We start from the raw sequence: 26,079 nt of genomic DNA on the forward strand, positions 1-26,079 counted from the left end.
GTTTAGGAAGCGTACGACTGCTCTTTGCTAGAAACTGACGAAGGCGGGACACGGTGTTGGGTTGACTGAGTTGCGGTGACGTTCACCCAGAGGTGGAGTTCTCGATACGCATTTTTGACGGTCGGCTCTGCGGGCGGATTCTCTTTATAGAGCAGGAAAGCCAGTCGCAATCGCTGGCCCTCTATCGTGGGTGTGATATTGAGTTGCTGCTGCCACGTCTCGTTCGCGCCGACAGACGTACCAAACCGTGTGAGTTCACGTTCGGTCTGGACACGGGTCGTATTATTGCTGATCGTCACCTTTTGGAGTTCCACAACGACCGAGTAGTCCATCTGACGATGTTCGTGGTTCCCGATGCCGACGTAGAGTGGCTTCGATTCCCCAACAGTGTACTCGGTCGGATAATCATCTGCGACGAGGTCTCCGGTTTCGTTCTCAGTTAGCACGTAGAATTCGGTGAATGCTTCGCCTTGCTTGGGCACGGCGACAGCGTAGGTGACACTCACAGCAGCCAGTAAGACACTGAGTACTAAGAGGGCGTTTAGTACTTTGTCAGTTCGATCGTCTGGCTCAAAGAGTTCTGTCTTTGCCGTTTCTGCCCAGTCTTCGTATGGAACTCGAAATCGTTCTTCTGGAGGAAGTTCCAACCGACGCGTCGCCGCAATACCGGTCGCGAAAACGGTGAACCCGCTCACAGCGACTAATATTGGCACTAGTCGAATTCCCCAGGGGGTAAAGTTGAGGAGTAGTCCAATCATGGGGACAATCGCGATACTCGTTCCGAACGAGAGTGCAACACGCTCGATTCCATCAATTCCGGTCTCCGAGCGCATTTCTGATGTGTCCGTATCAGTGTCTGGCTCTGCTGTCTTACCTGTTTCAGGGAAGAGAGCGGCGATGAATGCATAGCCGGGGATGAAGAGGACGAATGGGAGGCCAACGAGAACACGAAGCGGTGTCTGTTGAAGTCCGGGCGTAAGTACTGCAGTGCAAGTAAGAACGACGACAGCAAGTACGGCTGCGAGGTCAGCGGGGAGACGCCGAACCGACCGTGGGAGAAGTAACCACAGCCGATGGACACGGTCAGAATCAGACGACATGTACGTATACGTGGCCTTTCAGCACTCCCGTAAAAATCACTCGGTCTTAAGCTTAGGAAACACCGGAACGTCTCCCCTTCGTGGACTACTCGGTCGGTTCCACGCCAGACTCATCATCCGTGTCGGTTGGTGAGACGATGCTCGTAGCTATCTTGACAGCCGTAGTTGCCTGCTCGGATGATAGTGAACTTGGCGTGAATCGTGCCTGCTCGAACGCTTCTGTGAGTGATTCAAGCTCTGACAGACGGACAAGCGTACTATCCTGGGGGTTTTGATATTCTCGGTAGAACTCCCAATGGGTCTGTGCTGTCGGTTCCGCTACGGTATTGGTCTGTTCGGTCAGCTGTTGCCGGACCGCTCGATATGCCATCTGAACTGCATTGTTGTACTCTCCGTCCTCTAGGTGTGTCGTTGCTTGTTCGAGCAACGATTCGCCAACTGCCATCGTCCGTTCAGAGGGATGTGTCTCACTGGCAACCGAACTCGTGTGTTCTTGATCGGTGTCTGTATCTTCGGCAGTGGTCCGAGGACTACTCTGGGTGAGACTCCGAAGTACGAGAGCCCCAATCACGCCAATCCCCAGAAGACTCCCTCCGAATACGAGTGGTGAGACTGGAAGGCTATTCCATGGACTTTCTCCTGCGCCGGTCTCAATTTGAGTGGCTGCGTGAGCCTGTTTGAGGTTGCCTGCGCCACTATAGGTGACGTTCACGTTCACGGATTGGTCACTGGACAACGCAGTGGTGTTAGACGTGTTGAGTACCGTCGCGTACGCACCGCTTTTGTTCGTGGTTACGGTTGCAAGGGTCTGATTTGCTGCTTCAACGCGAAGTGTTTGATTCGCGATTGGCTCGCCAGCTACGGTACGTAACTCACCTTGGAATTGGACTTGGTTTGCTGACTCCTGTAGCGTTGTCACCGATAGGTGGGTGGCTGTTTCCGTAACAGATATTGATTCAGTCGTCGTTGTTCTGGCAAGTGCACGGTCTTCAAGCGGGACTGTGACCTGGAGTTCTTGACTACCTGCTTGAAGGGATGCAGGGATGGTCGCGTTGAGAGTGAATGTGCCAGCGGCGGTCGTCTTCGTTGTGCCGACGATTGTAGAGCCGAGTGTGACACGGAGTGGGACTTCTTCACCGACACCGATGCTCGCAACATCAACTTGCCCTGCAATCGTCACCGTCTGATTGTACTGGCTTTGTGATGGAAAGTGAGTCAGCGTCACTGTCGGGGTGACCGCAGTCACGTTCACCGTTATCGCAGTTGTTGAACTGAGATATGCAGATGTGTTCGCTGGGAGGTAGCGGAGTGAGATGGTCTGTGTTCCACGCGAGATGAGTGTCGGCCGAGCGCTGACAGTAAACGAGCCATTTGTGGTCGTGTTGGTCAACACCGTCCGGGGGCCTAGTTTGATAGCGATTGTACGATTCTCAAGTGCTGTGCCGTTAGCTGACGTCAGTCTCCCTGTGACGTTTAGTGGGTCACGGAACGAGATGTTAGTCGTAGCTTGGTCGATAGTTATCGTTGTCTGCGTGAACTCTGTCCGGCGTATATCGGCCTGTTGTGTCGAAATATTCTGCGAGGAATTCGAAATTGAGCGTTGGACGGTTGTGAGATTCGAACCGGTATTGTTCGCGATACTCTCGTAACTTTGGGTGAGATTCGTTTCACTTCGATTGATCTGTGTTTGAAGCTGTTCGAGTTCCCGTGCTAGTTTCCGAGCACGTGTCTCATTTCCGTTCTGCTTGGCCGTCACGTACGCTTTCTCTGTACGTTGATAGTCTTCAACACGTGAAATGTACTCTCGATGTTGTGCTGTCGTATTTTGGAGGCTGTCGGCAGTTTGGTCGTCCGTACTATTTGGCGACTGTTCGGCGAGTTCGCTGTAGCGCGCTAACGTTTGGTTGTAGTCATCCCCGAGTAGTGCTTGCGCAGTATCGTACTCGCCTTGACTGAGATTAGCGCTACTGTTTTTAAGTTGCGAACTAAGTTCCCGGGCGAACCATTGTTGGAGTGCCGTCGTGTCACCGTCTTCATCAACGTGTTCAGGATTCTCGTGCTGAGCTACGGACGAGTTGTTCGCCGACGGTTGAGCTAGCATACCATCCACTCTTGGCTCTTTAGCTGCGAACGCCGGAGTCGCAGTTACCGGATGATTGTTGGTTGCGTGAGTGGCTTCGGCTCCGTGTGCTAATATTGGACTGGTGGTTGCCGCTAGGAGTATGAGGAGAGAGAAGAGTAGTGTACGCACCGTGGGCGGAAGCATTACACCGATTTCGTCTCAACCCCTGCCTAAAATTCCTTCCATCTAAGATGAACTGCCCCGTTCTACTTGATGTCGTCCCACTGTTGCTGTATTGTTCCTGTTCAACGGATAGCGGATGCGATTAGAGTAAAAACATAGAAATATTGTTAATTATGGAAATATATAGAATTTTTATGTTATTGGTGTGTTAGGTACGGATGCTATCTTGATGTGCATAATAAAAATATACCCTAAATTGCGAATATGCAAAAGTATTAGTATTCCAAATATTTTGTTTTGAATAGTTACACAGAACGGGTTATAGAATAATGAGTGAGTCAGATACAGGACGGATTCTCGTTGTCGACGATAACCGCGACCTAGCAGACCTATACGCCGATTGGCTAGCTGGAACATACACCGTGAAAACCGCGTATAGCGGTGAAGAGACTCTCACAAAATTAGATAGCTCAACCGATATCGTTCTCTTAGATCGCCGTATGCCAGATTTATCTGGTGATGACGTGCTCGGAACCATCCGTGATCAGGGTCTTGACTGTCGGGTAGCTCTTGTAACGAGTATCGAGCCTGATTACGATATTCTTGACCTCGGGTTCGATGATTATCTCCAGAAGCCAGTCCAATCGGCGGAGTTACATGACCTCGTTGAGTCACTCCTCACACGGACTCAGTATTCGGAACACATTCAAGAGTACTTTGCAGTTGTCTCAAAGAAAGCAACTATACAATCGGAGAAAGACGACTCAGAATTAGCGACACATCCTGAATTCACAAGTGTCGTTGAGCAGAGTTCGAAGCTCAAAAGCGAAATTGACACCCTTCAGGAAGATTTCACCGAGGATGATTTCGTCGCCGCATTTCACGACCTTGACTAAATGCCAGCACCACTAAGACTATCCTTCCATCATCATTTCTGCAGACAGGACCAATAGATTCAACTGTTGGCCATTAGTGGATATCGCGCATGCAAGTCACGCGCCGTTATTGGGCTGCTGTTGGATTGGCAAGCCTACTTGCTGTGACTGCACTCATCTTTAGACAGCCACTCCTCGTCGGTGGCGCAGGCGCACTCGGTGCGTGGCTACTCATCCAGCAAATCGTATTCCTGAAAACCGTTCTGCAGGTGGATAACCAATTGAGTATAAGCCAAACGGTTGCACGCAAACGCGTGCTCGCAGAGGATAACGTTTCTATTGTCCTCAAAGCGACCCTCCCGGCTACTGATCTCCCTCATCCAGCTACGCTCACTATCACCGCAACCCTCCCCCCGGGACTCTCTCATACCGACCAATCGAATCGGCGTCTCACCCTCGATGCAGACTCACTCGAGGAAACGTCGACATTCACCATTAATGTCCCAGTTGCTGGTCGGTTTGAGTTACAGCAACCGACGGTCACCATGACAGATTCACAAGGACTATTCAAGTCTACATTCCCCACTCGAACAGCTGACACACCGTCGATTACAGTTGTCCCGCGCCGACCACAGAATCTACACGTCGGCCAAGGCGGTGATAACGCAATTTCTGCATTTGGTGATCACAAAACTGGTGACTTCGGATTGGGCTTGGAACCTGGCGAAGTCCGAGAGTACGTCCCTGGTGATACAATCCGCCAAATTGACTGGAAAGCAACTGCCCGCTCAACGAGCCCACACGTACGTGAATTCGAAGAGGAGTCAGACCGACAAACCGTACTGTTTGTCGACCATCGCGAGACGATGGGGACCGGTATTGACGGTGAAACAAAACTTGACTACGCCCGGCAAGTTGCGCTGGCATTCGCTGATAACGCTCAATCAAACCAGGAACCAATTGGGCTCTATACAGTCGGCGATGCAGGGATAACGACTCGTCAACCAGCAGCCACGACACTAGAGGCGTATACACAAATCCAGACGACACTCCATGATCTCACGCTAACCCATGCGTCTGCAGACACCCACCAAACAGCAGATTCACTCCCACCACGGAAGGCACGGCAGGCTGCTACGACCTTGACAGCAACTGACTCACCGTTTGCCACCCAGCTTCGGCCCTACTTCGAGGCATCCCGGACATACGTTCAGCGCATCAGCTCACAACCACTCTACAAGACGGTTAAAACCCAACTAGCTAGACAAGACAATACGATCAGTGCGATCGTTCTCACAGACGACAAGCATCGAAGTGAGGTCCGCGAAACGGTCAAGCTAGCCCGTAAACAACATGGGGACGTCCTAGTGTTCCTTACGCCAACAGTCCTCTTCGAACGCGAGGGACTGACCGATATCAATCACGCATACGACCGCTATTCCGACTTCGAGGAGTTCCGGCGTGACCTTACTCGGTTAGAAGGTGTCTCAGCATTCGAAATCGGCCCCGGTGATCGACTCGACGCACTATTGGCAACGCAATCAACCCCCAAACCGACTCACCAATGATACTCACGACTCGAAATCACCCTCGAACGTGGCTTGGCGCGCTTGGCACACTCATTGCACTCAGTACGTTCACTCTACTGCATGGCGTGCATGGCTTGCTTGCTGGAATCGTTACCGCGGTCAGTTGGTATCTGCTCCCGTCTGTGTACACCTTCACAATCGGCCAATTTGCACTCATTGCCACAGTCCCGGAACTGGGCACAAGTGCAATCCAGATAGGACTTCTCGAAGCTGGCTTACTTATGCTTCTCATTGAACCAGCTCTTACGGAAGACCAACAACTCCGAATACTCGTTCTTAGTTGGCTCGGCGCGAACCTTGGCATAAGTCTCGTCTTGGTGGTCTATGAGTGGCTTGGACTGCTCTGGCAGACGGGGCTCGTCCTCACCGTCAGTGTTGCCGTGTTGACGTACGGGTTGCACCGATACGAACAACTTGAACTCGGACTGCTCAAGGAGGTCTCATAACAGATGAGTATGGAAGCAACACCCACTCAGGATTCACAGAGTGAACAGCAGTCGGAAACCGACGTAGAATCGGTCGAAGACCTTGCTGCACAGGTCGAAGTACTGCAGGAAGAAAATCGGCGTCTCCGGACAGCGTATCGTGATGCTCGACGAACTGAGTATCGTCGCGCAGCCCTTGGAGTAGGACTCCTTGGTATAGTCGCCGGTCTCGGCGGGGTACTCTTCCCGGCGTCCCAAGCCACATTGTTCGCGTTTGCTGGAATCGGCCTCTTTACGAGTGTCCTCACGTATTATCTCACACCAGAACGGTTCGTTTCCGCGTCAGTTGGTGAGCGGACCTATACTGCTCTTGCGACATTCGGTCAAACTCTTGTTTCTGAACTCGGCCTGCAAGACACTCGTCTTTACGTCCCGACTGAGAGTACGACGGATGAAGCAATGGCAGACGTCCGACTGTTCATTCCAGAGCACACAAATTATACACTCCCGACTGCAGACGAACTGCAGTCCCTGTTCGTCGTGACTGAGGATGAACGGGCACGTGGAGTCGCAGTCCCATCAACTGGTGCGACGCTCTTTTACGAGTTTGCCCACACGATGACCGATTCCGTTGCGGACACACCGAGTAACCTTGCCGATCAAGTTACAGAGGCCATTGTTGAGGGTTTCGAGTTAGCGGATTCGGCAGTTGCTGAACTTGATGCTGAGACGAATCAAGTCACAATCGGCATTCAAGGGAGTGCATTTGGTGACGTTGGCCGCTTCGACCACCCAATCGCCTCCTTCCTTGCGACCGGGTTTGCTATCGGGCTAGGAACTCCCGTCCAACTCAAGACGGTAAATAGCGATGATGACCAGTTCGACTATCTCTTGATCTACTCATGGGAGTCTGAGACTGATACGGAATAGTCTCCTTCAGCGTTCTGTCGTGTTTCTCTCACACCCCGAATCACTACGGATGGGAGTTCCTTGTTGTGCGATGCACTGTTTTCGGTGGGATGGCCTGCTATGGAATTGGGCCAACTGTTTCAAATTCACACTGCGGACAGGTGTAATGCATGATATCCCCAAACGGTAGTTCGAGTCTGCCGTTCTTTTCTATTGATCCGTCTGGGCAATTCGGGCAGGATTCTCCCTCCTCTGGTGGTTCGTGTTCTTTCAGTCGATGATCGAGGTCGGTGACGAATGTAGACGACTGTGTTTTGTCTCCCGCTTCAGCATCAAATTGGTTTTCGCTCATCCCTTGTATCAGTTTGATTATGGGGTACAAAACGCTATAACTGAGAAATATGTTGCAATATCCATAATTGAATTGGTATATACAGTAATATGTAAGATAGGGGTATATTACGAAAGTGTCTGAAATACACGGATACCGCTTAACTTCATGGAATAAGGCAGGTCATCACTTCGAGTCGCCAGAGTCTCCGTCTTCCGGGATGACAAGAGAGCAACTCTCTCAAACCACTGACCCCGAAGCAGTTCACTCACTAAGAATAGAGAGTTCTCGGAGAGATTCCCCGGCTATGCTCTCACCGATCACGGGGAAAAACTACTTTTGATCTGTTGTTGCGGGCGAACCACCATCGCTACGTACGGCCGCTTCTGCAGGCTGAGGCTTTGTCTCCCCGCCGGGCGGTGTGACCGACTCAATAACGTCGTCGATGATCTCTGGCGCTGTTCGTTCACTGAGTTCCGCATCGGTACTCAGGACAACTCGGTGAGCGAGCACTGACTGTGCCATCGCTTTCACATCGTCCGAAATGACGTATTCTCGGTCGTGAATTGCAGCGCGTGCCTTTGCTGTTTGCATAAAGAGTAACGTTGCCCGTGGGGAGGCCCCATGCTCTAATGCATTACTTTCCCGTGTCTCTGACACGATTTCGCGGATGTATGATTTGACCGAATCATCGACGTAGATATCCGTGACGGTTTGTCGTGCCTCAACAATATCCTCTTCAGAAACTACCGTTGAGATATCTCCCGGACCAAGTTCTGGTTCCCCGTCGAATCGATCTAGCAGGGCGATCTCGGACGCTTCATCGGGAAGGTCAACGGTTAGTTTGAGTTGGAAGCGATCGCGTTGTGCCTCCGGGAGTCCATGGGTTCCTTCCATCTCGATCGGATTCTGGGTCGCGATGACCATGAACACAGCCGGCAACGAGAGGGTTTTACCCTCAATCGTCACTGACCCTTCCTGCATTGCTTCAAGAAACGCGCTCTGAGTTTTCGGCGTTGCCCGGTTAATCTCGTCAGCGACGACGAGATTCGTGAATATCGGCCCTCGCTGAAGTTCGAATTCACCGGTTTGTTCACGATAGACGTTCGTCCCAGTAACGTCTGCAGGAAGCAGGTCGGGCGTCATCTGGATTCGTGAGAACTCTAAGCCAGTAGCTGTTGCAAACAGGTTTGCGATCGTTGTTTTTGCGACGCCAGGAACTCCTTCAAGAAGGACGTGACCGCGCGTGAGCAGTGCAATTGTAAGTCCTTCAATGATCTCTTCATTCCCGATTAAAACGCTACTGACTTCTTCAGAGACGGCCGAATAGAGAGCTTTTGGATCACTAGGTCCGTTTGTCATTGAGCGAGGGCTTCTAACTACTGTATGATAAAGTACGGGGGTCGACAGCAAATAATAGACTATTCTTGCTGGGTTTCGGTATCGGGTGCCTTCCGGCGGGCAGTCACAACACGTTGGATTCGTTCATCGTCCCAGTCTGGATACTCCTTACGGAGATGGGTTACAAGATCTGTTTCAGTGACTTCGATTGCAGCTGGCTGCGATTGCGTTCTTGTGACCCTCCGTTTCAGTCTCATCAGGCCGTCAGTCTGAAGCACGATAAAGACTGCAAGCGTTCCTCCGACCCCGATAAGGAACTGTAGGAGAAGGGAGTCCCTGAGAAGAAGGAGGGCGACTGCAAGCGGTGGGAGACTTGCAGTATGGGAGTAATCGAGTACAACATGTGAGTGGCCTGCAAATAGTGAGTGGGCGAAGACCCGGTTACCGGATTTCTCGATCATTGCATTGATGAACAAACTTGGATCGCCAACGACGATGATGGTTCCTTGGCCAAGTTGTTCGGTGGTCACCACGGGATACGAACCGACTGTTTCGCTTGCATCAAGACTCTGGTTCTGATTTGTATCGAGATAGGCGTAGTGAGAGGTGCTGACGAGGACGGATGCATTGTTGGGGTTCACAGCCGTACCGTGATTCAACGTTACTGACGAGACGTTGTCTACAGTCGAGTGGTTTGTAACGTTGTTCGCAACTGGCATGGCTGGGGAGCGATAGTTGAACTGTTCGTCTCGAAGTGGTTGCCCATCAAGACGGGCCTCTGCACCAAGATCACTGAGCAGGCCATTCGTGTGCGACCCATAGTCGTCTGCAACAACGAGAGTCCCACCGTTTCTGACGTATGACTCGATTTGCTGTCGGTCTTCTTGTGAGTATGGCTGATCCGGCGAGAGTATTACACTGAGTGTCTCAGTTGGGGTGGACTGGGTGTATGCCGTTGTCTCACGGGCGATCGTGGTTGTAGCTCCAGTTGTTTCTGCAATGTCTTGTAGTTCTGCAGTTCCATCCCATGCGTTATTGTAAATCCCGAACGCTGCGGTTGACGTGCTTGCGGCAATGACAAGCATCACAACCGTCAGCAGTCCAAACCCAATTACGAGTCGTTTTGGGGAGAGAAGTGCGTCTAACTTAGTCACTTAGAACACCCCTGGTGGAAGGATTGCAAGAATGCGGCGAATAACGATACCTGCAAACACGAGTAGTCCGAATACGATAATCCATTTGAGGCGACGACGCCACTGTGGAGTCACGGTAAACGGAGCCGTCAACTCGACGGTGATGAGAAACCCAATGAGCGAGAGTACGAAGACGAGTTCAAGCGTGACTGAATTGAGGAGTGTTAGTCCAAAAACTGCGAGGAGCATCCAGGCGGTGAATCCGTAAATAAAGCGGAATCGCCGCTGTGTTGCCATATGGCTACGCAACCAAGGCATACTTTACAAACGTGTCGATTCCGCTGTTCGTATCCGTATTTTCAATTCTACTTCACTTTCGCCTTTCGCAAAATAGGTATATGTGTAATCTCTCGTATTGATTGAATATGGAGTTACTCGCGCGCATTCTCCAGCGAGATAACAATTCAGGGCCAGACTCGGGGGAGTATCAGTGCGGAGATTGCGGTGAGTGTTTTGAGGTTCAACGACAGGTCTGTCCGGAGTGTGGGGGGTATACTATCGACCGTCAATCCTGGCTGCGAACCCCAAAGTCATGAGTACTACCGGTCTTGTCCCGTCATCTATCGGCGTGCACTCAACGAGGACTTGATTCGTGGCCGGTCCATCGAAGGAGTCGCGACCAGTTGCCTCTGTGCTGCGTGCCGCCAAGAGGGGATTCCTCGTAGTCTGGAAGAAGTAGCTGAGGTTTCGCGTGTCGAGTAAAAAGAAACTGGCAGAACCTATCGGTACGTCGCGAAGGAACTCAGCCTCAAGATGGAGTCAGTCGGTCCCCAAGAGTACGTGCCACGGTTCAGTTCTGAACTCGGCGTGAGCGAGCAAGTGAAGATGCAGGCGAACTCGATTATCGACGAGACCGCTGAACAGGGCCTGCTCTCTGGGAAGTCTCCAACAGGCTACGCTGCTGCGGCACTCTATGCTGCATCGCTACTCTGTAACAAGAAGAAAACCCAGCGCGAGGTCGGCGACGTCGCGCAGGTCACCGAAGTCACGATTCGGAACCGCTATCAGGAACAGAACGAAGCGATGGGTATCCACTAACGCTATGAACGAGGGATTCGTCTCGTAAAGACGTGCCGTTACCATCTGTTTTATGATAGAAATGCTGATATTCATGAGGGTGTGCTTCCTCTATGAAAGTGATGAAGCGGTCGCCAGCGTCTCGACCACTACCAACCTATGCAGAGGAGGTGCTCGAACATTTGCAGTCGAAAATCGAGCCGACAGCAGATGGACTTCCACAAGACAAGGTAGAGACGAACTTAGACATAGAAGGCTTTGAGGATTCAACGATTGACGTGGCGCTTGAGGAACTACTGAATCGCGGCTACATCTACATCGTGAACGACCACATACGACTTACAGACAGCGACAGCTGATTCTCAATCCTACGCTCGAAATCACCATGATGTCAGGTGATTATCGCGGTTCAAAGGTATGGGCGCTACAGGCTCCGGTTCGACTGTCGAACGAATCGTGCTTTGCGGTGTGAGGCGGCTGAATTTAGTCTTAGGGGACGTCGGTTGTGGTGGGAGCGGTTGTCACGGTGGCAGGCACGTAGCGGTCCCAGAGGACGAGCAGGCTCGGTAGGACGAGGATGCTCACGACGAACGCCGTCGTCATGGCGATGACGACGATGGCGCCGAAGCTCTGGAGTTGGGGATGGGGGACGAGCATGATGGTAGCGAACGCTCCTGCAGAGGTGAGGGTGCTGCCAAGCAGTGCGCCGCCAGTACCGGTGACGGCGGCGTCGAGCGCCTCGGACGTGCTCGCGCCGTCGCGGCGTTCATCGGCGTAACGGTCGCCGACATGAATGTTATAGTCGACGCCGAGACCGATGACAAGACTCATTAGAAGCGCGGTCAGGAGCGTCAGCGGGATTGAGAGGACGTACATCCCGCCGATAACGAGGCCGAGGACCAGCGCGATGGGGATGGAGACGGCCAGTCCGAGCGTGGCGCTGCCGTGCATGTACTTGAACACGATGGCGAGTGTCAGGACGATGGCCGCAAGCGCGAGCGCCATCGTCGTGAGGATGCCGCCGACGATTTCGCCGAGCACTGCCTCGTTGACGGCGAAGCTACCGGCGACAGTCGCGGTTCGTTCGCCGCCGTCTTCCATGACGTTGGCACTGTCGGAGAGTTGTGCGACGACTTCCTCGGCGTTGGCATAGTCGGCGTCGAGCGAGAGCGTGACGACCAGGGACTCGTACTCGCCGTCGCGGCGTTCAACGACGCGACTCGCGACGTCGCTGTTGGCGGCGTAGAAGGCGTCGTACACCTGTTCGAGGTTGCGGTCAGGGACGCCATTGCCGTCGGTGTCGGCTCGCTGAAGCACGGCCGCGAACGATTGGTTCTGTGCGGCGACGGCCTGCATCGCCGTCACCGGCGACCGGACCGCGCGGGTGCCGGCCTGGTCGACGAGCAGGTCCTGCTGTCTGACGTCGTCGACGCCGCGCTGGAGGTCTTCGAGCGCGTCGTCGCTGGTGACGTCGCCCTCTATCAGGATGGGTTCCTGGAAGGCGTCGTCCGCGCTCGCGGGCTGGTAGACGTCTTCGACGTAGTTACTCTGGCCGGCGACGGGATGGGTGTCCCAGCCGAGGGGGCCGGGGAGTTGCTGTTTCCACTCTGCGACTTCGCCGTCGCTCTGCTGGTAGCTCTCCTCGTCGAGGTCCATCCAGGCGAAGCCACCGGCGGTACCGACGAGGACGGCAACGACCAGAACGACGGGCGCGCCGCATCGTGCGAGCGTTACGGTCCGTGCAAGCACCGGACGGAGGTAGCGGCCGTGGCCGAGCGCGGCTTTGCGGCGGTCGATACCGAAGCGTTCGAGCAGACCGTCGATGCCGATTTTTAGGGCGGGGACGACGGTGACGAAGATGAGGAGCGCGGAGACGACGCCGAGCGTGATGGAGACGCCGAGGTTGCGGATGAGCGGAAGGGGGTTCGAGAGGTTCGCGAGGAACCCGATGGCTGCCGTGACCGTCACGAGAACGAGTGCGGTGGCGACGAGCGTGACGCCGCGACGCATCGGCGCGCGGATGCCCTCGTCGTCGCCGCGCTGTTCGCGGTAGCGGTTGAAGACGTGGAAGCCGAAATCGATGCTCAGTCCGGAGACCAACACGACGGGGACGATGCTAACGGTGCCAGCGGCGACGCCGAGCCAGCCCAGTAGGCCGAACATCCACAGCACGGAGAGCACGACGCCAACCATTCCGACGACGACGTCGACCAGGTCGCGGTACGCGAACCCGAGCACGACGAGGATGAGCGCTAGCGCCGCGGGCACGACCAGTTCTATCATCTGGCCGAAGAAGTGACTGCTATAGGCGTTCCAGGCGTGGGAGTTCACGACGAAGAACTCGGAGTTGGACCGTTCGGACGCACTCTCGTAGAGGGCTGCGCTCGCGTTGTCGAGCGTCGCGTTAGAGACGTCGGTGTCGAGTGCAACCAGCATTCGGCGGTCGGTCGCCGTCGCGTCTGCGGGGTCGTGGTCGGCCGGGAGGAACCGCAGCGCCTGCGGGTCGTTCGTCAGGATCTGTTCGACCAGCCGTTCGACTTCGGCGGGACTCGCGTTCTCGAGCGCTCGAATCTGTTCGTCGAGGGACGCACTCTGGTTGCCCGCCGCGCGCTTGGCAACGAGGTTTGCGATACCCGTGACGCCGTCTTCGTGGAGTGCTGTGTTGATGGTCGCGTTCTCGCGTATTGCCTGCTGGTATCGTAATCCGGCTAGCAGGGACTTCTTCGAGAGTACGTTGCCGTCGTCGTCCCGGACGTATACCATCTCGAATGTCCGGTTCGGTCTGTCGTTAGTCTGTGCGAAGTGTTTCTGGATGTATTGTGCCTTCTGGACGCGTTCCACGTCGTCGAACGCGTCGGAGTCGGCACTGGCCTGACTCTCCGTGTCGAGCTGGGGAATCCCGGCCAACACCAGTGCCGAGAGGAGGACCATCACTAGTATCGTGATGCGTGTGTGGTCGGTGACGAAATCTACTGCTTTCGTTAGTCTGTCGCGTCTCATAGATTGCTTTACGACCCTGTTCTGATAGTATATATTTATGAATTGACATTGAGTTGCTTGACCAGAACCTAGCCAAAGACTTTAGATAGCAACCTGTCTCCGAGGGAGTCGGTCTTCTTTCCCTATCGATTAAGCGCTTCAACGACATCCTCGACAGAAAACAGGCGGAGGTCATCGCGCTCCTCGGCGGCTTCTTGAACGGATGTCTTGAAACCACTCCGTGAAAACAGCGCATACTCCTCGTTTCGCTCCCTCCCTTCGCTTGGCGTCCAGCGTAACTCCTTGACGTGGTTTTGAAGTTTCGAGAACGCCTCGTATCCAAGCAGCGAACGCTGGAACTTGCATTCTCCTGCGAAGAGAGTTTCGCCAGTTGTGAGACCAACAACGTCGACTTCGTGTTTGCCGTACCACCATTGGCCTGTGTCTGTAAGCGTGTACTCCGGATAAAGCGTTCGTAGCGCCGAACAGCATAGCTCCTTGAACGAGTAACTCACGAAGTCAGGTAGTTCAGGTTCAATGAGTATCTCGTATGCTTCGTCACCGAGTTCGTCGTATCGGGCACCAGTCCCATAGACGAAGTGGAACCAAAGCGGAAGAAGGGATTACGGATGCGGTAGCGACTTCGTTTCGTTCGCTCTTTTTGTTCGGTGACTGGGAAGTGCCGATCAACCAATCGCAGGCGCAACAGGCGTTGGAGATACTTCGAGAGTTGGTTGTAGTCGATACCGGTTGTTCCTGCGATTTCGTTCCGGCTAGTCTTCCCTCCCGCTATAGTCTCCAGAATCGAGAAGTACCGCGTTGGCTCGGTGAGTTCCATTTGGAGTACGTAATCGGGTTCATTACGTAGTGAACCATGTCGTGAGAGAATGGTTTGCTGAATGTTCTCTCCGAGGCTCGCGTCGGGAGCGACTTCTTCGAGATAATATGGCACACCGCCGAAGACCCCCATGTGAGAACCTGCTGGTCGGCCGTGTAACTCTCGGGGAAGAACTCCATCGCAGCGTCAAACGGAAATTGTCTGATACGAGCAGGTCAGCGTTCTATGTAGCGGCTTGGAAGGACGACGACTCGGAGACGATTCTCGAACGACTCGACCGTATCAGCTCGACTGCTAGCGACATCATCGCGACCGTGGGCTAATGTGTACTGTACTTTGATAGAGTACATTTCGTGTCTTCTTGTGGGTACCGGTAGATATGAGAGAATGGCCTTTCCACCCTGAGAACTATTACCACATATGGATGGGGACGAGGTCATTCCTACCAGTTTGACCGAAGAGGAACTGACACTGAGGGTGGTTGAGACGGTTGCAACGCACGAAGGGGTGGACCCAAAGGCCATCGTGGAACCCATCGGTGAGGTTCTCGACCCTGATGCCCTCGAAACACTGTTTCGACCAAAACGTGCGGAGAAGACGCAGAACGACGTGCGAGTCATCTTCCAGTACTACGAGTACGAAGTCACCGTCACAGCCACCCACGATATCTACCTCACAGAAAAGAGCGAACCGTAAGCACGTCCGACCTCTCTCACGGCACAGGGAGTTCCGGCTCCGTGTGCTGGGACTCTTCGACCCACGTTCCGATCTGGGTGGCGAGTTCCATGACTGCTTCGTGATGCTCTCGTTTCGATTTCTGAACGCTTGATGGCGCGACGCCGAGTCGGTGGTACGCAGATAGCTGGTCCCTCGGCATCCCCTCGCACGCGATTAGGTGTTCACGGGTTACGTTCAACAATGCGTGCAGATGAATGTACTCCTGTTTACGCATGGATACACCCCCTGTGGTCTCTCGTGTCCAACCGTCGTCGAACTGGTTTCGCCGGTAGTCGTTTCATTGTCTCCCCCTCTTTTCGGTTCGTTCTTGAATCGGAAATGGTGAACTCTCACACCTACTGGCGTACTTAACTGGACGCTACGAGAACTACCGTCGAAGCAGATTGCACTGGGCCTCAGTTGTACCCAGTCGGCAGTCAACGGTCGAACTCGAGCGCGTCGACACGTCACCGTACATCGGACCCGGCGACGTTGGAGTCCGCCTCTCGTCGGCTCCGAGCGTTCGAGACCGAGGCGCAGACTGCCCTGAAGGATTTGGACAACGCCGTCACGGACGCAGGTATCGGTGACCTCCACGAGTTCGTCGGCTTCCCGGAGGACGTCGAGTGGGAGCACAGGTACATGCCTGCGGCTGAACGGGCGACGTACGACGACTCACTTGGCGATTCGATTACGGGGCCGGAGACAGGAGTACCGACCAGTGAGCAGTCGGTCTGGGAGTCGAGAACGTGGATTCGGACTCGGTCGCGTTTCTGGGCTTCAGTCGCTGTTGAGTGGGTTTCGCTGAGCCACTACTCTCGGTGTTCCTCGGGCGGTGCCGGTGGTTCTAACGCGTCTCTCAGCAGTTGAATCGTTCTCGATTCCGCAATCCACTCTCGTTTCACGGAGGTCCCGAGTCGCTCCGTCGTTCGATAGGCGAGTGACCCGCGCCACGTGCGTTCGACGACCGGGGTCAATCGGTCGAGGAGCGCGATGAACGGGGCGACGGTATAGGTGTCCCGGAGGTCGATGACAATAGCGTCGGGTTCCGGTTCCTTGGTGAGCCAGCGGTACAGGTGGGAGTGGCGGACGGAGTGGGCGAGCCTCCGAAGTCCGGTTACGACGACCGAGGTATCGGTCGCGTCGTTGGTGGAGCGTTCGGAAGTCGCGGCAACGCGACCAAACCATGTGGCAGCGAGCCACCCTCGTAATCGGGCGACCGTGTTCGCAACGAGTCCGACGAGGACGGACTCCGCGAGATACCCTTCCTGTGGGGGTTGGTTCGTCATGAATTGGTTTGGACGCTCGTGACGTTCCCCTCGACGGTGACCGTCCCGAGGTCGAGGGAGAGCTCTCGGCCGACCTGAAGCGGTTCGCCATCGAATTGAATCTCTTCGTCTGACGTCGTGGTGGCGAGTGCGAGTTGTAGTGTTACGGTCTTCTTTTCGGGATGGGGTCGCTCGTGGAGCTCGCCGTGTTGATCCGCGACGACGACTTGGGACGGCTGGACGGATTTGTTCTCGACGGCAGTTATGGTGTCCGAGTCGATTTGGCCTTCGGGGATGGCGTCCACGACGTAGGGTTGGACATCGGTGATTTCGAATGTGATGGACGTGTTCTGTTGGTCGGTGTCCGTGTCGTCCGCGGTCAGTACGAATGTCGTCCCACCGGCGGTGGCTACGAGGACGAGACATACAGCGAGTACGTCGATGATGTTGATGGTGCCGAAGAGGCGGCCCTTGTCGTCGATAAAGGTCATATGTGTAATTCCGCCTTTGTGGTTCGGACTGTGGTTGGTCGGGCCGCTAAACTGTTGTGTTTCGTTCTAGTAATCCGGGTCTACAATGTGTCGGTACCTCTCACTTGGGTGAGGCTGTGCCGTTAAATACTAGTCGCCCGACGAATTCTGGCGAGACGTCTGCAGGTCCGCGGCGGTATCGACAGTGTTGGCTGGAACCGTCTTAACTCCGGCTCACACACCACATATCGACTTTCCCGCGAATTGTAACTCGGACATCACATTCGAAAGCCGAACTGTCGACTCATTCCGCGGCGAGATGGATTCGGTTGACGCCGACGAGTAGAATGCCTTCCACGACGGAATGATTTCATCGGGTGTCGAAACGTCCGAGCGGATATCGACGACGAACTTTATCGCTGAGTATCTTCGTCGATACAGAGGTGTTTTACGCCCACATGATTCGGGATGCCGAGCGCCACGACGCCGCCGTCGCCGCGATGGACGCCCTCCTCAACGGTGAGTGCGTCAATGACGTTGAAGTACCCAAGTGCGACCGTTATCGTCAATGAGATTAATAATGGACTGGTTGGGGGTATCAAATCGTACTGAGCCATTTCATTAAACAATCTCGTTTGTCGTCGCTAGCGTTGAGGAACAGGAGGCTCTCCTGCGACTGCGGCCGAACGAGATTAGTCGATGTGACCGAGTTCCGAGAGTCGGTCCTTGATGTCCTGTTCCTCCGAGCTATCGAGTTCGAAGTTGTAGTTCTGCTGGACGTCCTTGTCGAACACTTGAAGTTCTTGGAGTCGCTGTCTGACGTGTTCGACGCTTTCGGCCAAGGTCTGATCCTCGGTATCAACGACAATGTCTGGGTTGTGGGGTTCTTGGAATGGGTGGTTGACTCCAGTAAAGTTCTCAATCTTGCCTTGGCGGGCCTGCTGGTAGAGGTTCTTCGGGTCGCGGTTGGCACACTCCTCGACGGAGCATTTAACGTAGATGAGAACAAACTCACCCTCTGGTTCAACGATTTCTCGCGCCTTCTGCTGGGATTCGCGGAACGGGGTTATCATGCCCGTGACGACGGAGATTCCGTTTCGGTTGAGAAGCTTACTGATGAACGCCGTACGTCGGTTATTCGTCGCTCGGTCTTCCCGTGTAAAGCCGAGGTCCGGGTGAAGACTCTTTCGAACCTCGTCGCCATCAAGGTTTTCGACGGGGATCTCTCGCTCTCGGAGGTCCGCTTCGATGCGACTAGCGAGTGTCGATTTCCCCGACGCCGGACGGCCCATGAACCATAATGTTGATGTCATAATGCCTGCTCCTGAGACTTCTTCCGTTCGATGAATGGATTTTCAGCGTCCATAATGTAGCTTGCTACTTCCGACCGCATCATTTTCTTCGACGGCAATTCACCGTTTTGAATCAGTTCGCGGATTTTCGTGCCGCTGGGGTGAATCTGTTCGTCGTCGTCGTGCGGGCATACTTTCTCGGAGACCATACCGTCACAGCGCGTGCAGTAGAACGCGAAGTCGTAAAAGAGCGGTTTGATACCCAAATCTTCGATTTCTTTGAAAATACGCTGTGCGTCGAATCCGCCGTAGAAGTCCTTGACGCCAGCGTGATCGCGTCCGATGATGAAATGACTGCAACCCTGATTTTTCCGAACGAGCGCGTCGAAGATCGCCTCCCGGGGGCCAGCGTAGTTCATTTTGCTGGGGAATACCGTCAATGCCGTCCGCTGGTCGGGGTAGTAGGACTCAAGCAGTTTCTGGTACGCACCGAGGATGACTTCATCCCGGTAGTCGCCGGGTTTTTTCTCACCGAGCTTCGGTTGGACTAGCAGGCCATCTACCCGTTCGAGACCGGATTTCTGAATGTACTCGTGGGCACGGTGGGGCGCGTTTCGGGTCTGGAACCCGACGACGCTCTCCCAGCCTCGGTGTTCGAACAGGACCCGCGTCTCCCGCGGTAAGAGGTCGAACTCGTTGTAACGGTACTGGTCGAAGACGAACACCGTCCCACCTACGAAGAAGTCGTCTCGCTGGTAGAGATTGCGGACGCCAGGGTGGGAACGGTCCGTCGTTCCGAAGATTTTCGACGCCGCCTCTTTTTCATTATACTTGTAAATCTCGCTCACCTCTATCGCCCCAACCAACTCGCCGTGGGGATCTTTGAGTCCAACTTTTTCACCGGGAGTGAGGGCGTCAACCTCATCGTTAGAGACGTCAAGCACGATGGGAAGGGGCCAGACGGTCCCGTCTTCTAGTGTCATGTCATTTATAACTTTGAGAAAGTCGTTCCGGTCTAAGAACCCCTCTATCGGACTGTACCGACCAGTTGCGATGTTGAGTAAATCCTGATACTGGTCTTGGTCGAGTCGTATCGACTCGGCCAGTCGTATTTGTAGTTGCTCGCGGTGTTTCTCACCGACAACACGGTCAACCAGTTTACCACCGTGAGGTTCAATCATGGAACCTGTTCTCCAGTGAAGACTGATAAATGTAATTATCTCCGGTCAAGTCAGTTTCAACCCACGCCACGGATAGATACTTTTTTGCGGAGATCGTGATATTCCTCTATTAGTTCTGGAAATCGACCCTACGGCTCAACATTCGAACGATCTTCCTATCCATGTCCCTCAAGGTGAGCGGTCAATTCAATCCCTCAAACTGCAATTCCCCCTCAGAATGAGCATCGTAAAAAAATACATTCGTGATAGTCTCGTCGGTGTCGTCGGGAAGGCTACGAAGCTAATCGGCGGCTATGGGAGCTTGTGGCTACTCACGAAAATCCTCACGGAAGCAGGCTACGGTAATTATGTAACTAGTTTTGCGATAGCCACGCTCATTGCACTGTTCGCACAAATCGGACTTCGGCAGGCAACGATTCAGCGCATTTCTGAACTCGTTACAAAAAAGGATACTGACCGCGTGTACGAGTACGCCGGTGCCACCGTCACGTGGGTCGGTCTCATCGGACTAGCAGCCAGCGTACTCCTTTGGGTGAGTGCCCCACTCCTGACGTTCGTCTTTCCAACAGAGGGCGTCGTCCAATGGGTCAAACTACTTGCACTCCTGATTCCGGGGATGGCCGTTCGACCAATCTGCACCGGCATCTTGCGAGGATTCGAACGGATTTCGGAGTCGATAGTGTTCGGGCAAATATTCGTCCAGCTAGTCCGGCTACTAGGACTGCTGGTCGTGTTATTCCTCTGGCCGACGCCTGCGGGGGTCGTGCTCGCGCTCGGGGCGTCGTTCTACCTTCCGATTTTGGTCTTCGGATTCTACAGTCGCGGTTGGAGGTATCTGAACGTCTCGGGACTCTCCCGTTCGCACATGAAGTTCTCGGTCTATCTACTGGCGAACTCTATTGCAAGTCGGTTTCTGAAGAATACGGACGTACTGCTCCTCTCGGCGCTCGCCGGAGCTACGGCGACCGGCGGGTACAACGTCGCCTGGAAGATTGCCGTCATCGTTCGGTACGGGGACCAAGTCTTGACCAACATCCTCCAACCGCGGATCTCGAAGTTCCTTGAAACGGGCGACGACGAGGGGCTCATGACCGAGTACGACTGGGTGCGAGACATTTCGGTTGCGGTCGGGATACCGGTCGTTCTCGTCATACTACTATTCGGGTATGAATTGCTCGCGGTTTTCGGGTCATACGCGGAATACTACCCCGTTCTCCTCCTCTTGGCAGTCGGCGGGGTAATCAATGCGTCGTTCGGTACCGTCGGACAAATACTTCTCATGGGTAAAAAAGGGCGGTTGGTGCTGGTCAATACGGTGTTCAGTCTCGGGTCGAATATCGTGTTAAACGCATTGCTAATCCCACGATACGCCAGTATCGGCGCGGCGATAGCGACCGTTCTCACGGTGTACTTCCTCACAAATCTCCTCGGTGCGCTTGAAGTAAAGTACGTCATGGGAATCGACACGCTGGACGCGAAGACGTTCGCCGTGACCGGCGTCGTGACCAGTGTCGTCCTGCTCCGACTCGCTCACTACGAAAACGCAATTCCGGTCGCTATCGGTGCGACAGTCGTCGCGTCGGGTCTGTTGGTGTATCGGAACAAGCAGTTCCTCTCAGTCGCGATAGCGGACAGGACGGAGTAGCGATGCGTATAAGTGTTCGCTGGAGAGACACTCGAAAACATACCTGTACCCATGTCCGAGTCACCCCTGCCCGATTTCATCATCGCTGGCCCGCAAAAGTGTGCGACAACGTGGTTATACGAGTGCCTCTACGAGCATCCCGACGTTCTTCTTCCCGAAACCGACTCCGTCCACTACTTCGATATGAAATATCACCGAGACGAAGAGTGGTATCGACAGCACTTTTCGGAGTACGACGGCGAGACACTCGTCGGTGAGGAGACACCGACATATATCCGAAAACAACAAGCACCAAAACGGATTTCTGACATGCTTCCGGACGTGAAAGTGATATTTACTCTTCGGAACCCGATGGACCGTGCATTTTCTCACTACTGGCATGAAAAGAGCAAAGACAAGATTTCGTTCGAATTTTACGAAATCCTCGAAAACTACGACCTATTCCAAAACTGGGTCGAACCGGGTTTTTACTACCAACATTTGAAACGATATGAAGAATACTTTTCCGCGGATCAAATTAAAGTACTCTTCTTTGACGACCTCGTTGAAGACGACCGGGCGTACCTACAGGAGGTATACTCATTCCTCGAAATAGACAATTATACGCCGTCGGTTTTGGACGAGAAGGTCAACCAGGGAAAGTTCCGGGACATCAACAAGCAGTGGGTTTACAATCAATTCGCGAATGCATTCAAGACCTACGCCCCGAATGAAGCTGTCGAAGCTGTCCGACCACTCCATACCCACACACGGGAATTGCTTGCGTCGAAAAACGAATACGAGAAGGGAATGAACGAACAAGTCCGCAAACGGCTTGAAGCAGTCTTCGCCGACGAGATGCGGCATCTTTCAGAGTATACTGGCCGTGACTTAGACCACTGGTTCCAGACTCGCTCACTATGATTGATATAAAAGAACATATACCGAAAGCGGTCAAACAAGTCTACCGTTCGTTTCGGAACCCTGATTCAGATGCCCTGTTCAACTTGCGATATCGGCATAAGCGACAACACACCTTGGAGTCTCAAAACCTTAAACTTCTGTTCGACACTTCGACACTAATTGCGAAACGGTGGTTCTTCCCGCGCTATTCGGACGGAAGTCTCCACGAACCTGTGGTGTCCAAGAAACTGATTAGTGTACTTGATACCGATTCTGTCTTCTTCGATGTCGGGGCGAACGTCGGGTATTATTCTGTCCTAGCTTCTCAGCGATGTAAGACTGGTCACGTCCATTCGTTCGAACTTGACCCACGTCTCGCTAGCATCATTGCATCACACTTTGAGCTATCTTCAGCCCAAAACGCGACAATAACTTGTGCAGGGGTTTCTGATAGTTCGGGAGAATTTGTGTCGTTCACACCGCACCAGTCAGGAAATCTTTCGACGAATACGGTTCAAGAAGACCGTGGAGGAAGAACAAACGGTCTCAAAGTCCCGTCTCTTACGTTAGATAAGTACTGCTCTAAAACCGAAATAGCTCCCGATGTGTTGAAAATCGACGTTGAGGGATTCGAGAGGCAGGTTTTAGAAGGGGGAGCTAATATATTGGAAAAATCCCCACCGCGAGCGTTATTCTTAGAACTCCATCCAAACTTGGTTGATAATTTCGGTATCGCGCCGCGAGAGATATTATCACTTCTCAATGAATTCGGGTACACGTGCTATCGCTTCGCTGACCACCGTAGCCACGTCCACCCTGCAGACTCGCTGTCGCTGATCTCTACCCCCCCGAATATCGAGAACAACTGTATGCTGTATTGTAGTCGGTAACGCTATGCTGAGACGCTCATTCAGTACCACGGCGAACGTCGCACGCGATGCATACGGTCGTCTCCGCCACCCCCGCAGAGAGATGAAGGAGCCGACCGTCGTCATGTTTCACGGCGTCTCCGAGTGTGCCAGTCGAGACTGGGGACCATGGCAGTACACAGTTACGCCCGACCAACTAGACGAACGACTGGCGAGACTGTGCAAGCACCACAAAATCGTCTCATTGGACGAACTCTCTGCCTGGCTCGCTGGACGTGGTTCGATTCCTGAAGACGCGCTCGTCGTGACCTTCGACGATGGCTATCGAGATTTCTTGACGGAGGCAGTCCCGATTTTGGAGCGCTACAAAGTTCCTGCGACGGTATACGTCTCGACTTCTCTTCTCGGAGCAGACCCCCCGTTCGAGCAGCGACTCGGTGAAGCACTCCTCGCTATGGACACCATCGACGTGACGTTCGACGGCAGTCGAATCGACCGTTCGCTCGACTCGTTGGACGACGTGGTCTCGGTGTACGAGATGCTTCGGGGAGCGACGAAGTACGCCCGGACGGAGCATCGAGAGGCACTGCTGTCTCGACTTGATACGAGTGGGGCGTCCACTGAGGAGATGCTCACTCCGACTGCAGTCAGCGACCTTGCAGACCACCCCCTCGTAACGGTCGGGTCCCACGGGCACGAACACGTCCCATTCGGGATGCTCTCGGGCGACGAAATTGCAGAGAACGTCGAGACCTCTGTTGAGCGATTGGCTTCGCTTCTTGGCAGGCGACCGCGACATTTTTCGTTTCCGTACGGTTCACACGATAGGGCGGCGATTCGGACCGTCCACTCGCGTGGGTTCGAGAGCGTAGCGACGACCGAACCCAGACCCGTGCGTCCCCGAGACTGGGACCGCAGGACCCTCCCGCGATACGACGGGGCTGTGCCGTAGCGAGTTGGAAATCTTTACGTTTGAATGCCCTCGAATGAGGTTATACCACGATGGAATCAACGCTCTCGGACGGGATCGCGGATCTCCACACGCACACGACGGCATCGGACGGAACTATCGGCGTCGGGGAACGAGTCGGGTTGGCGCGCGAGCAGGGTCTCGACGCGATAGCGATTACCGACCACGATGTCGTCTCCGAGGAGTTCACCGAGCGGTACGGCCGTTCCGAGGGGGTCGAAGTTGTTACTGGCGTAGAAATTCGAGGTGACCTGTTCGACACGAAGATAGAACTCCTCGGCTACTACGTTGACCCGACAGACGACGGTTTGCAGTCACTGCTATCACGAGTCCGAACGTATCGTCGAAAGCGAAACGCACAGATATTGGATGAGGTCTCTCGTGAGACTGGTCTCGACGTGTCCCCGGAGATGCTCCGGGACGACGACGATGCAATACTGGGCCGACCCCACATAGCCGAGTACCTCGTCGAGCAGGGCGTCGTCTCCTCGATTGGAGCGGCGTTCGATGAGTTCCTTGGGAGCGATGGATCCTGTTTCGTGCCGATGGAGCGCGTTTCGCATGACGAGGTAGTCAGCACGATACAGGAGGCCGGTGGCGTCGCGTCGCTAGCCCATCCCGGTCGTATCCGAGAACCCGTCTCCCGCGTTGAGGAGATGGTTAAGGAACTCAGCGAAGCAGGGCTAGACGGAATCGAGACGTGGTATCCCTACGGCGACGTTCGGTCGGACGAGTACGCGGGCTTGACCGTAGACGACGCATTTGCGCTGGCTGACGAACACGACCTATTGAAGACGGGCGGGTCCGATTGTCACGGTCCCAGGTCCAATAAGTTCCGTCTAGGAAATGTGAAAGTCCCTGCATCGGCGTTCGAAGCGATTCGAGAACGGGCCGGAGAATACCGAATTTTGAAATAGGAACTATTCGTGTTTCTCGACAGTACTTACGACCGCAGGTCCAGTGAGTTTGTAGGATTCTCAATACGAGTCCCATACTCGGCGAGTCGATATTCAGAGGTTAGGGCGATAAGCCAACGAGCGATGTTTCTGGTAGGTGATTACATATGAATCAGCCAACCGTCTCAGTTATCATCCCGTACAGTCCAGCCCACACACCACAGAGGATGTTAGCTGAAGCAAAATCTTCAGTCGACGCACAGTCCGTACCGACTGAAATCGTGGTAGTCGAAGATACCGACCAGCGAGGGCCAGCATGGGCGAGGAACCGTGGTCTCGAACGAGCGACGAGACGGTACGTAGCGTTTCTCGATGCCGACGACCATTGGCGGGACGGAAAGTTAGAGATGCAACTCGACCGTCTTCGAGAGAGTTCCGCAGGGATTTGCGTGGAGGGCGAATACAGTTCGAGCGCGACGTTCATGCGAGACCTGTTCGTAATGAAGGCGAGTTCGCTGACCTCCTCTGTACTCCTCGACACGAAACAAGTAGATGTCCGCTTCGAGGAATCGCTCGAACGGCGTGAGGACCATTTGTTCATCTTGGAGGCGGCGTCACAAGCAGGTGCGTGTTTCGCCTCGGACCTCGTCCAAATTCGCAAACACGAGGGTGGCCTCTCCTCTCGCAACACTCCCGAACTCCGGATTGAACAGAATGAGGAATTCGTCAATTATGTGCGATCGCGTGTGGATGAGCAAATGGTTGAGCAGTTTCGCGACGAACTGTTCCGTCGCCTCCATCACCGTATTGGACGTTCGGCGTACCATGACGGGAAATACGGGAAATCTACCCGCCATCTATGGCAATCTCTCACGTACGGATTCTCAGTCAAAACGGCAGGAGCACTACTGCTCAGTAGTTTCCATTATCTCTGGGAGCGTATGAGTCGCTAGAATGCCGATCTGCGGGCGATCGCGTAGAACACTCCATGTTTATAACGAGAAAGGATTAGGAGAAGATTGGGAGAGTAGATCCCGAGCTCAGATG

The 26,079-nt window shown here is 54.1% G+C and carries 25 protein-coding genes and 2 pseudogenes; 13 read left to right on the forward strand and 14 right to left on the reverse strand.

Annotation, left to right across the window (positions count from 1 at the left end; genetic code table 11):
• Nucleotides 1-2: 2 nt before the first annotated feature.
• Nucleotides 3-1,100 (reverse strand): DUF1616 domain-containing protein, encoded by a 1,098-nt coding sequence (locus E2484_RS07775; protein ID WP_137284633.1) that lies wholly within the window; start codon nt 1,098-1,100, stop codon nt 3-5.
• Between the two features lie 85 nt (nt 1,101-1,185).
• Complete coding sequence (locus E2484_RS07780) at nt 1,186-2,856, reverse strand: DUF4129 domain-containing protein (RefSeq protein WP_137284634.1); 1,671 nt, start codon at nt 2,854-2,856, stop codon at nt 1,186-1,188.
• Between the two features lie 818 nt (nt 2,857-3,674).
• Here E2484_RS07780 and E2484_RS07785 point away from each other — a divergent pair.
• From E2484_RS07785 to E2484_RS07800, 4 genes are all read left to right on the forward strand, one after another.
• Nucleotides 3,675-4,241, forward strand: coding sequence for a HalX domain-containing protein (locus E2484_RS07785; RefSeq protein ID WP_137284635.1), 567 nt, complete (start codon nt 3,675-3,677; stop codon nt 4,239-4,241).
• Nucleotides 4,242-4,330: 89 nt separating this feature from the next.
• Complete coding sequence (locus tag E2484_RS07790; protein WP_137284636.1) at nt 4,331-5,788, forward strand: DUF58 domain-containing protein; 1,458 nt, start codon at nt 4,331-4,333, stop codon at nt 5,786-5,788.
• Between the two features lie 143 nt (nt 5,789-5,931).
• Entirely contained in the window at nt 5,932-6,255 is a 324-nt protein-coding gene (locus E2484_RS07795; protein ID WP_137284637.1) for a hypothetical protein, read from the forward strand.
• 3 nt (nt 6,256-6,258) lie between these two features.
• Nucleotides 6,259-7,164 carry a hypothetical protein gene (locus E2484_RS07800; protein ID WP_137284638.1) on the forward strand — a complete coding sequence of 302 codons (906 nt, stop codon included), beginning with the start codon at nt 6,259-6,261 and terminating at the stop codon, nt 7,162-7,164.
• Between the two features lie 97 nt (nt 7,165-7,261).
• Here the strand turns inward: E2484_RS07800 and E2484_RS07805 are convergent, their stop codons facing one another.
• From E2484_RS07805 to E2484_RS07820, 4 genes are all read right to left on the reverse strand, one after another.
• A complete protein-coding gene (locus E2484_RS07805) occupies nt 7,262-7,495 on the reverse strand; it encodes an Rcat domain-containing protein (protein ID WP_137284639.1) in 234 nt (77 codons plus the stop codon).
• A 312-nt stretch (nt 7,496-7,807) separates the two neighbouring features.
• Complete coding sequence (locus E2484_RS07810; protein ID WP_137284640.1) at nt 7,808-8,836, reverse strand: AAA family ATPase; 1,029 nt, start codon at nt 8,834-8,836, stop codon at nt 7,808-7,810.
• Between the two features lie 59 nt (nt 8,837-8,895).
• Nucleotides 8,896-9,969, reverse strand: coding sequence for a DUF4350 domain-containing protein (locus tag E2484_RS07815; RefSeq protein ID WP_321112123.1), 1,074 nt, complete (start codon nt 9,967-9,969; stop codon nt 8,896-8,898).
• Complete coding sequence (locus E2484_RS07820) at nt 9,970-10,245, reverse strand: hypothetical protein (RefSeq protein ID WP_137284641.1); 276 nt, start codon at nt 10,243-10,245, stop codon at nt 9,970-9,972.
• Between the two features lie 318 nt (nt 10,246-10,563).
• Between E2484_RS07820 and E2484_RS07825 the strand changes: the two are divergent.
• Both E2484_RS07825 and E2484_RS07830 read left to right on the forward strand, forming a co-directional pair.
• Nucleotides 10,564-11,046, forward strand: a pseudogene (locus E2484_RS07825) (transcription initiation factor IIB); the annotation flags it as partial.
• A gap of 101 nt (nt 11,047-11,147) precedes the next feature.
• Entirely contained in the window at nt 11,148-11,384 is a 237-nt protein-coding gene (locus tag E2484_RS07830; RefSeq protein WP_137284642.1) for a hypothetical protein, read from the forward strand.
• Between the two features lie 130 nt (nt 11,385-11,514).
• On the opposite strand, the gene E2484_RS07835 is transcribed toward E2484_RS07830, so the two are convergent.
• Both E2484_RS07835 and E2484_RS25965 read right to left on the reverse strand, forming a co-directional pair.
• Nucleotides 11,515-14,025: an efflux RND transporter permease subunit gene (locus E2484_RS07835; protein ID WP_137284643.1), complete on the reverse strand. Its 2,511-nt coding sequence runs from the start codon at nt 14,023-14,025 to the stop codon at nt 11,515-11,517.
• A 122-nt stretch (nt 14,026-14,147) separates the two neighbouring features.
• Nucleotides 14,148-15,048 (reverse strand): annotated as a pseudogene (locus tag E2484_RS25965) (ATP-binding protein); the annotation flags it as partial.
• 214 nt (nt 15,049-15,262) lie between these two features.
• On the opposite strand from E2484_RS25965, the gene E2484_RS07850 reads away from it, so the two are divergent.
• On the forward strand, nt 15,263-15,538 hold the full coding sequence (locus E2484_RS07850; protein ID WP_137284644.1) for a HalOD1 output domain-containing protein: 276 nt from the start codon (nt 15,263-15,265) through the stop codon (nt 15,536-15,538).
• A gap of 16 nt (nt 15,539-15,554) precedes the next feature.
• Here the strand turns inward: E2484_RS07850 and E2484_RS07855 are convergent, their stop codons facing one another.
• The 6 genes from E2484_RS07855 to sat form a co-directional block, all read right to left on the reverse strand.
• Nucleotides 15,555-15,794, reverse strand: a complete 240-nt coding sequence (locus tag E2484_RS07855; RefSeq protein ID WP_137284645.1) for a UPF0058 family protein — start codon at nt 15,792-15,794, stop codon at nt 15,555-15,557.
• Nucleotides 15,795-16,371: 577 nt separating this feature from the next.
• A complete protein-coding gene (locus E2484_RS07860; RefSeq protein WP_137284646.1) occupies nt 16,372-16,848 on the reverse strand; it encodes a hypothetical protein in 477 nt (158 codons plus the stop codon).
• Complete coding sequence (locus E2484_RS07865) at nt 16,845-17,318, reverse strand: DUF4330 domain-containing protein (RefSeq protein ID WP_137284647.1); 474 nt, start codon at nt 17,316-17,318, stop codon at nt 16,845-16,847. Before E2484_RS07865 ends, E2484_RS07860 begins: the two co-directional genes overlap by 4 nt.
• Before the next feature lie 392 nt (nt 17,319-17,710).
• A complete protein-coding gene (locus E2484_RS07870; protein ID WP_137284648.1) occupies nt 17,711-17,914 on the reverse strand; it encodes a hypothetical protein in 204 nt (67 codons plus the stop codon).
• Between the two features lie 75 nt (nt 17,915-17,989).
• A complete protein-coding gene (cysC, locus tag E2484_RS25970) occupies nt 17,990-18,610 on the reverse strand; it encodes an adenylyl-sulfate kinase (RefSeq protein ID WP_137284649.1) in 621 nt (206 codons plus the stop codon).
• The gene (gene sat / locus E2484_RS07880; RefSeq protein ID WP_137284650.1) at nt 18,607-19,770 is read right to left on the reverse strand and encodes a sulfate adenylyltransferase; all 1,164 of its coding nucleotides are present in this window, start codon (nt 19,768-19,770) and stop codon (nt 18,607-18,609) included. Before sat ends, cysC begins: the two co-directional genes overlap by 4 nt.
• A gap of 217 nt (nt 19,771-19,987) precedes the next feature.
• Between sat and E2484_RS07885 the strand changes: the two genes are divergently transcribed.
• The 6 genes from E2484_RS07885 (at nt 19,988) to E2484_RS07910 (ending at nt 25,985) form a co-directional block, all read left to right on the forward strand.
• On the forward strand, nt 19,988-21,415 hold the full coding sequence (locus E2484_RS07885) for an oligosaccharide flippase family protein (protein WP_137284651.1): 1,428 nt from the start codon (nt 19,988-19,990) through the stop codon (nt 21,413-21,415).
• A gap of 12 nt (nt 21,416-21,427) precedes the next feature.
• Complete coding sequence (locus tag E2484_RS07890; RefSeq protein ID WP_137284652.1) at nt 21,428-22,318, forward strand: sulfotransferase domain-containing protein; 891 nt, start codon at nt 21,428-21,430, stop codon at nt 22,316-22,318.
• Nucleotides 22,315-23,187: an FkbM family methyltransferase gene (locus E2484_RS25975; RefSeq protein WP_137284653.1), complete on the forward strand. Its 873-nt coding sequence runs from the start codon at nt 22,315-22,317 to the stop codon at nt 23,185-23,187. Before E2484_RS07890 ends, E2484_RS25975 begins: the two co-directional genes overlap by 4 nt.
• Before the next feature lie 4 nt (nt 23,188-23,191).
• On the forward strand, nt 23,192-24,118 hold the full coding sequence (locus E2484_RS07900; RefSeq protein WP_137284654.1) for a polysaccharide deacetylase family protein: 927 nt from the start codon (nt 23,192-23,194) through the stop codon (nt 24,116-24,118).
• A gap of 50 nt (nt 24,119-24,168) precedes the next feature.
• Entirely contained in the window at nt 24,169-25,053 is an 885-nt protein-coding gene (locus E2484_RS07905; protein WP_137284655.1) for a PHP domain-containing protein, read from the forward strand.
• 206 nt (nt 25,054-25,259) lie between these two features.
• The gene (locus E2484_RS07910) at nt 25,260-25,985 is read left to right on the forward strand and encodes a glycosyltransferase family 2 protein (RefSeq protein WP_321112130.1); all 726 of its coding nucleotides are present in this window, start codon (nt 25,260-25,262) and stop codon (nt 25,983-25,985) included.
• The last annotated feature ends 94 nt before the right edge of the window (nt 25,986-26,079 follow it).

Origin of the sequence: Halorussus salinisoli, assembly GCA_005239435.1 — an archaeon.
GTDB classification, from domain to species: Archaea; Halobacteriota; Halobacteria; order Halobacteriales; family Haladaptataceae; genus Halorussus; species Halorussus salinisoli.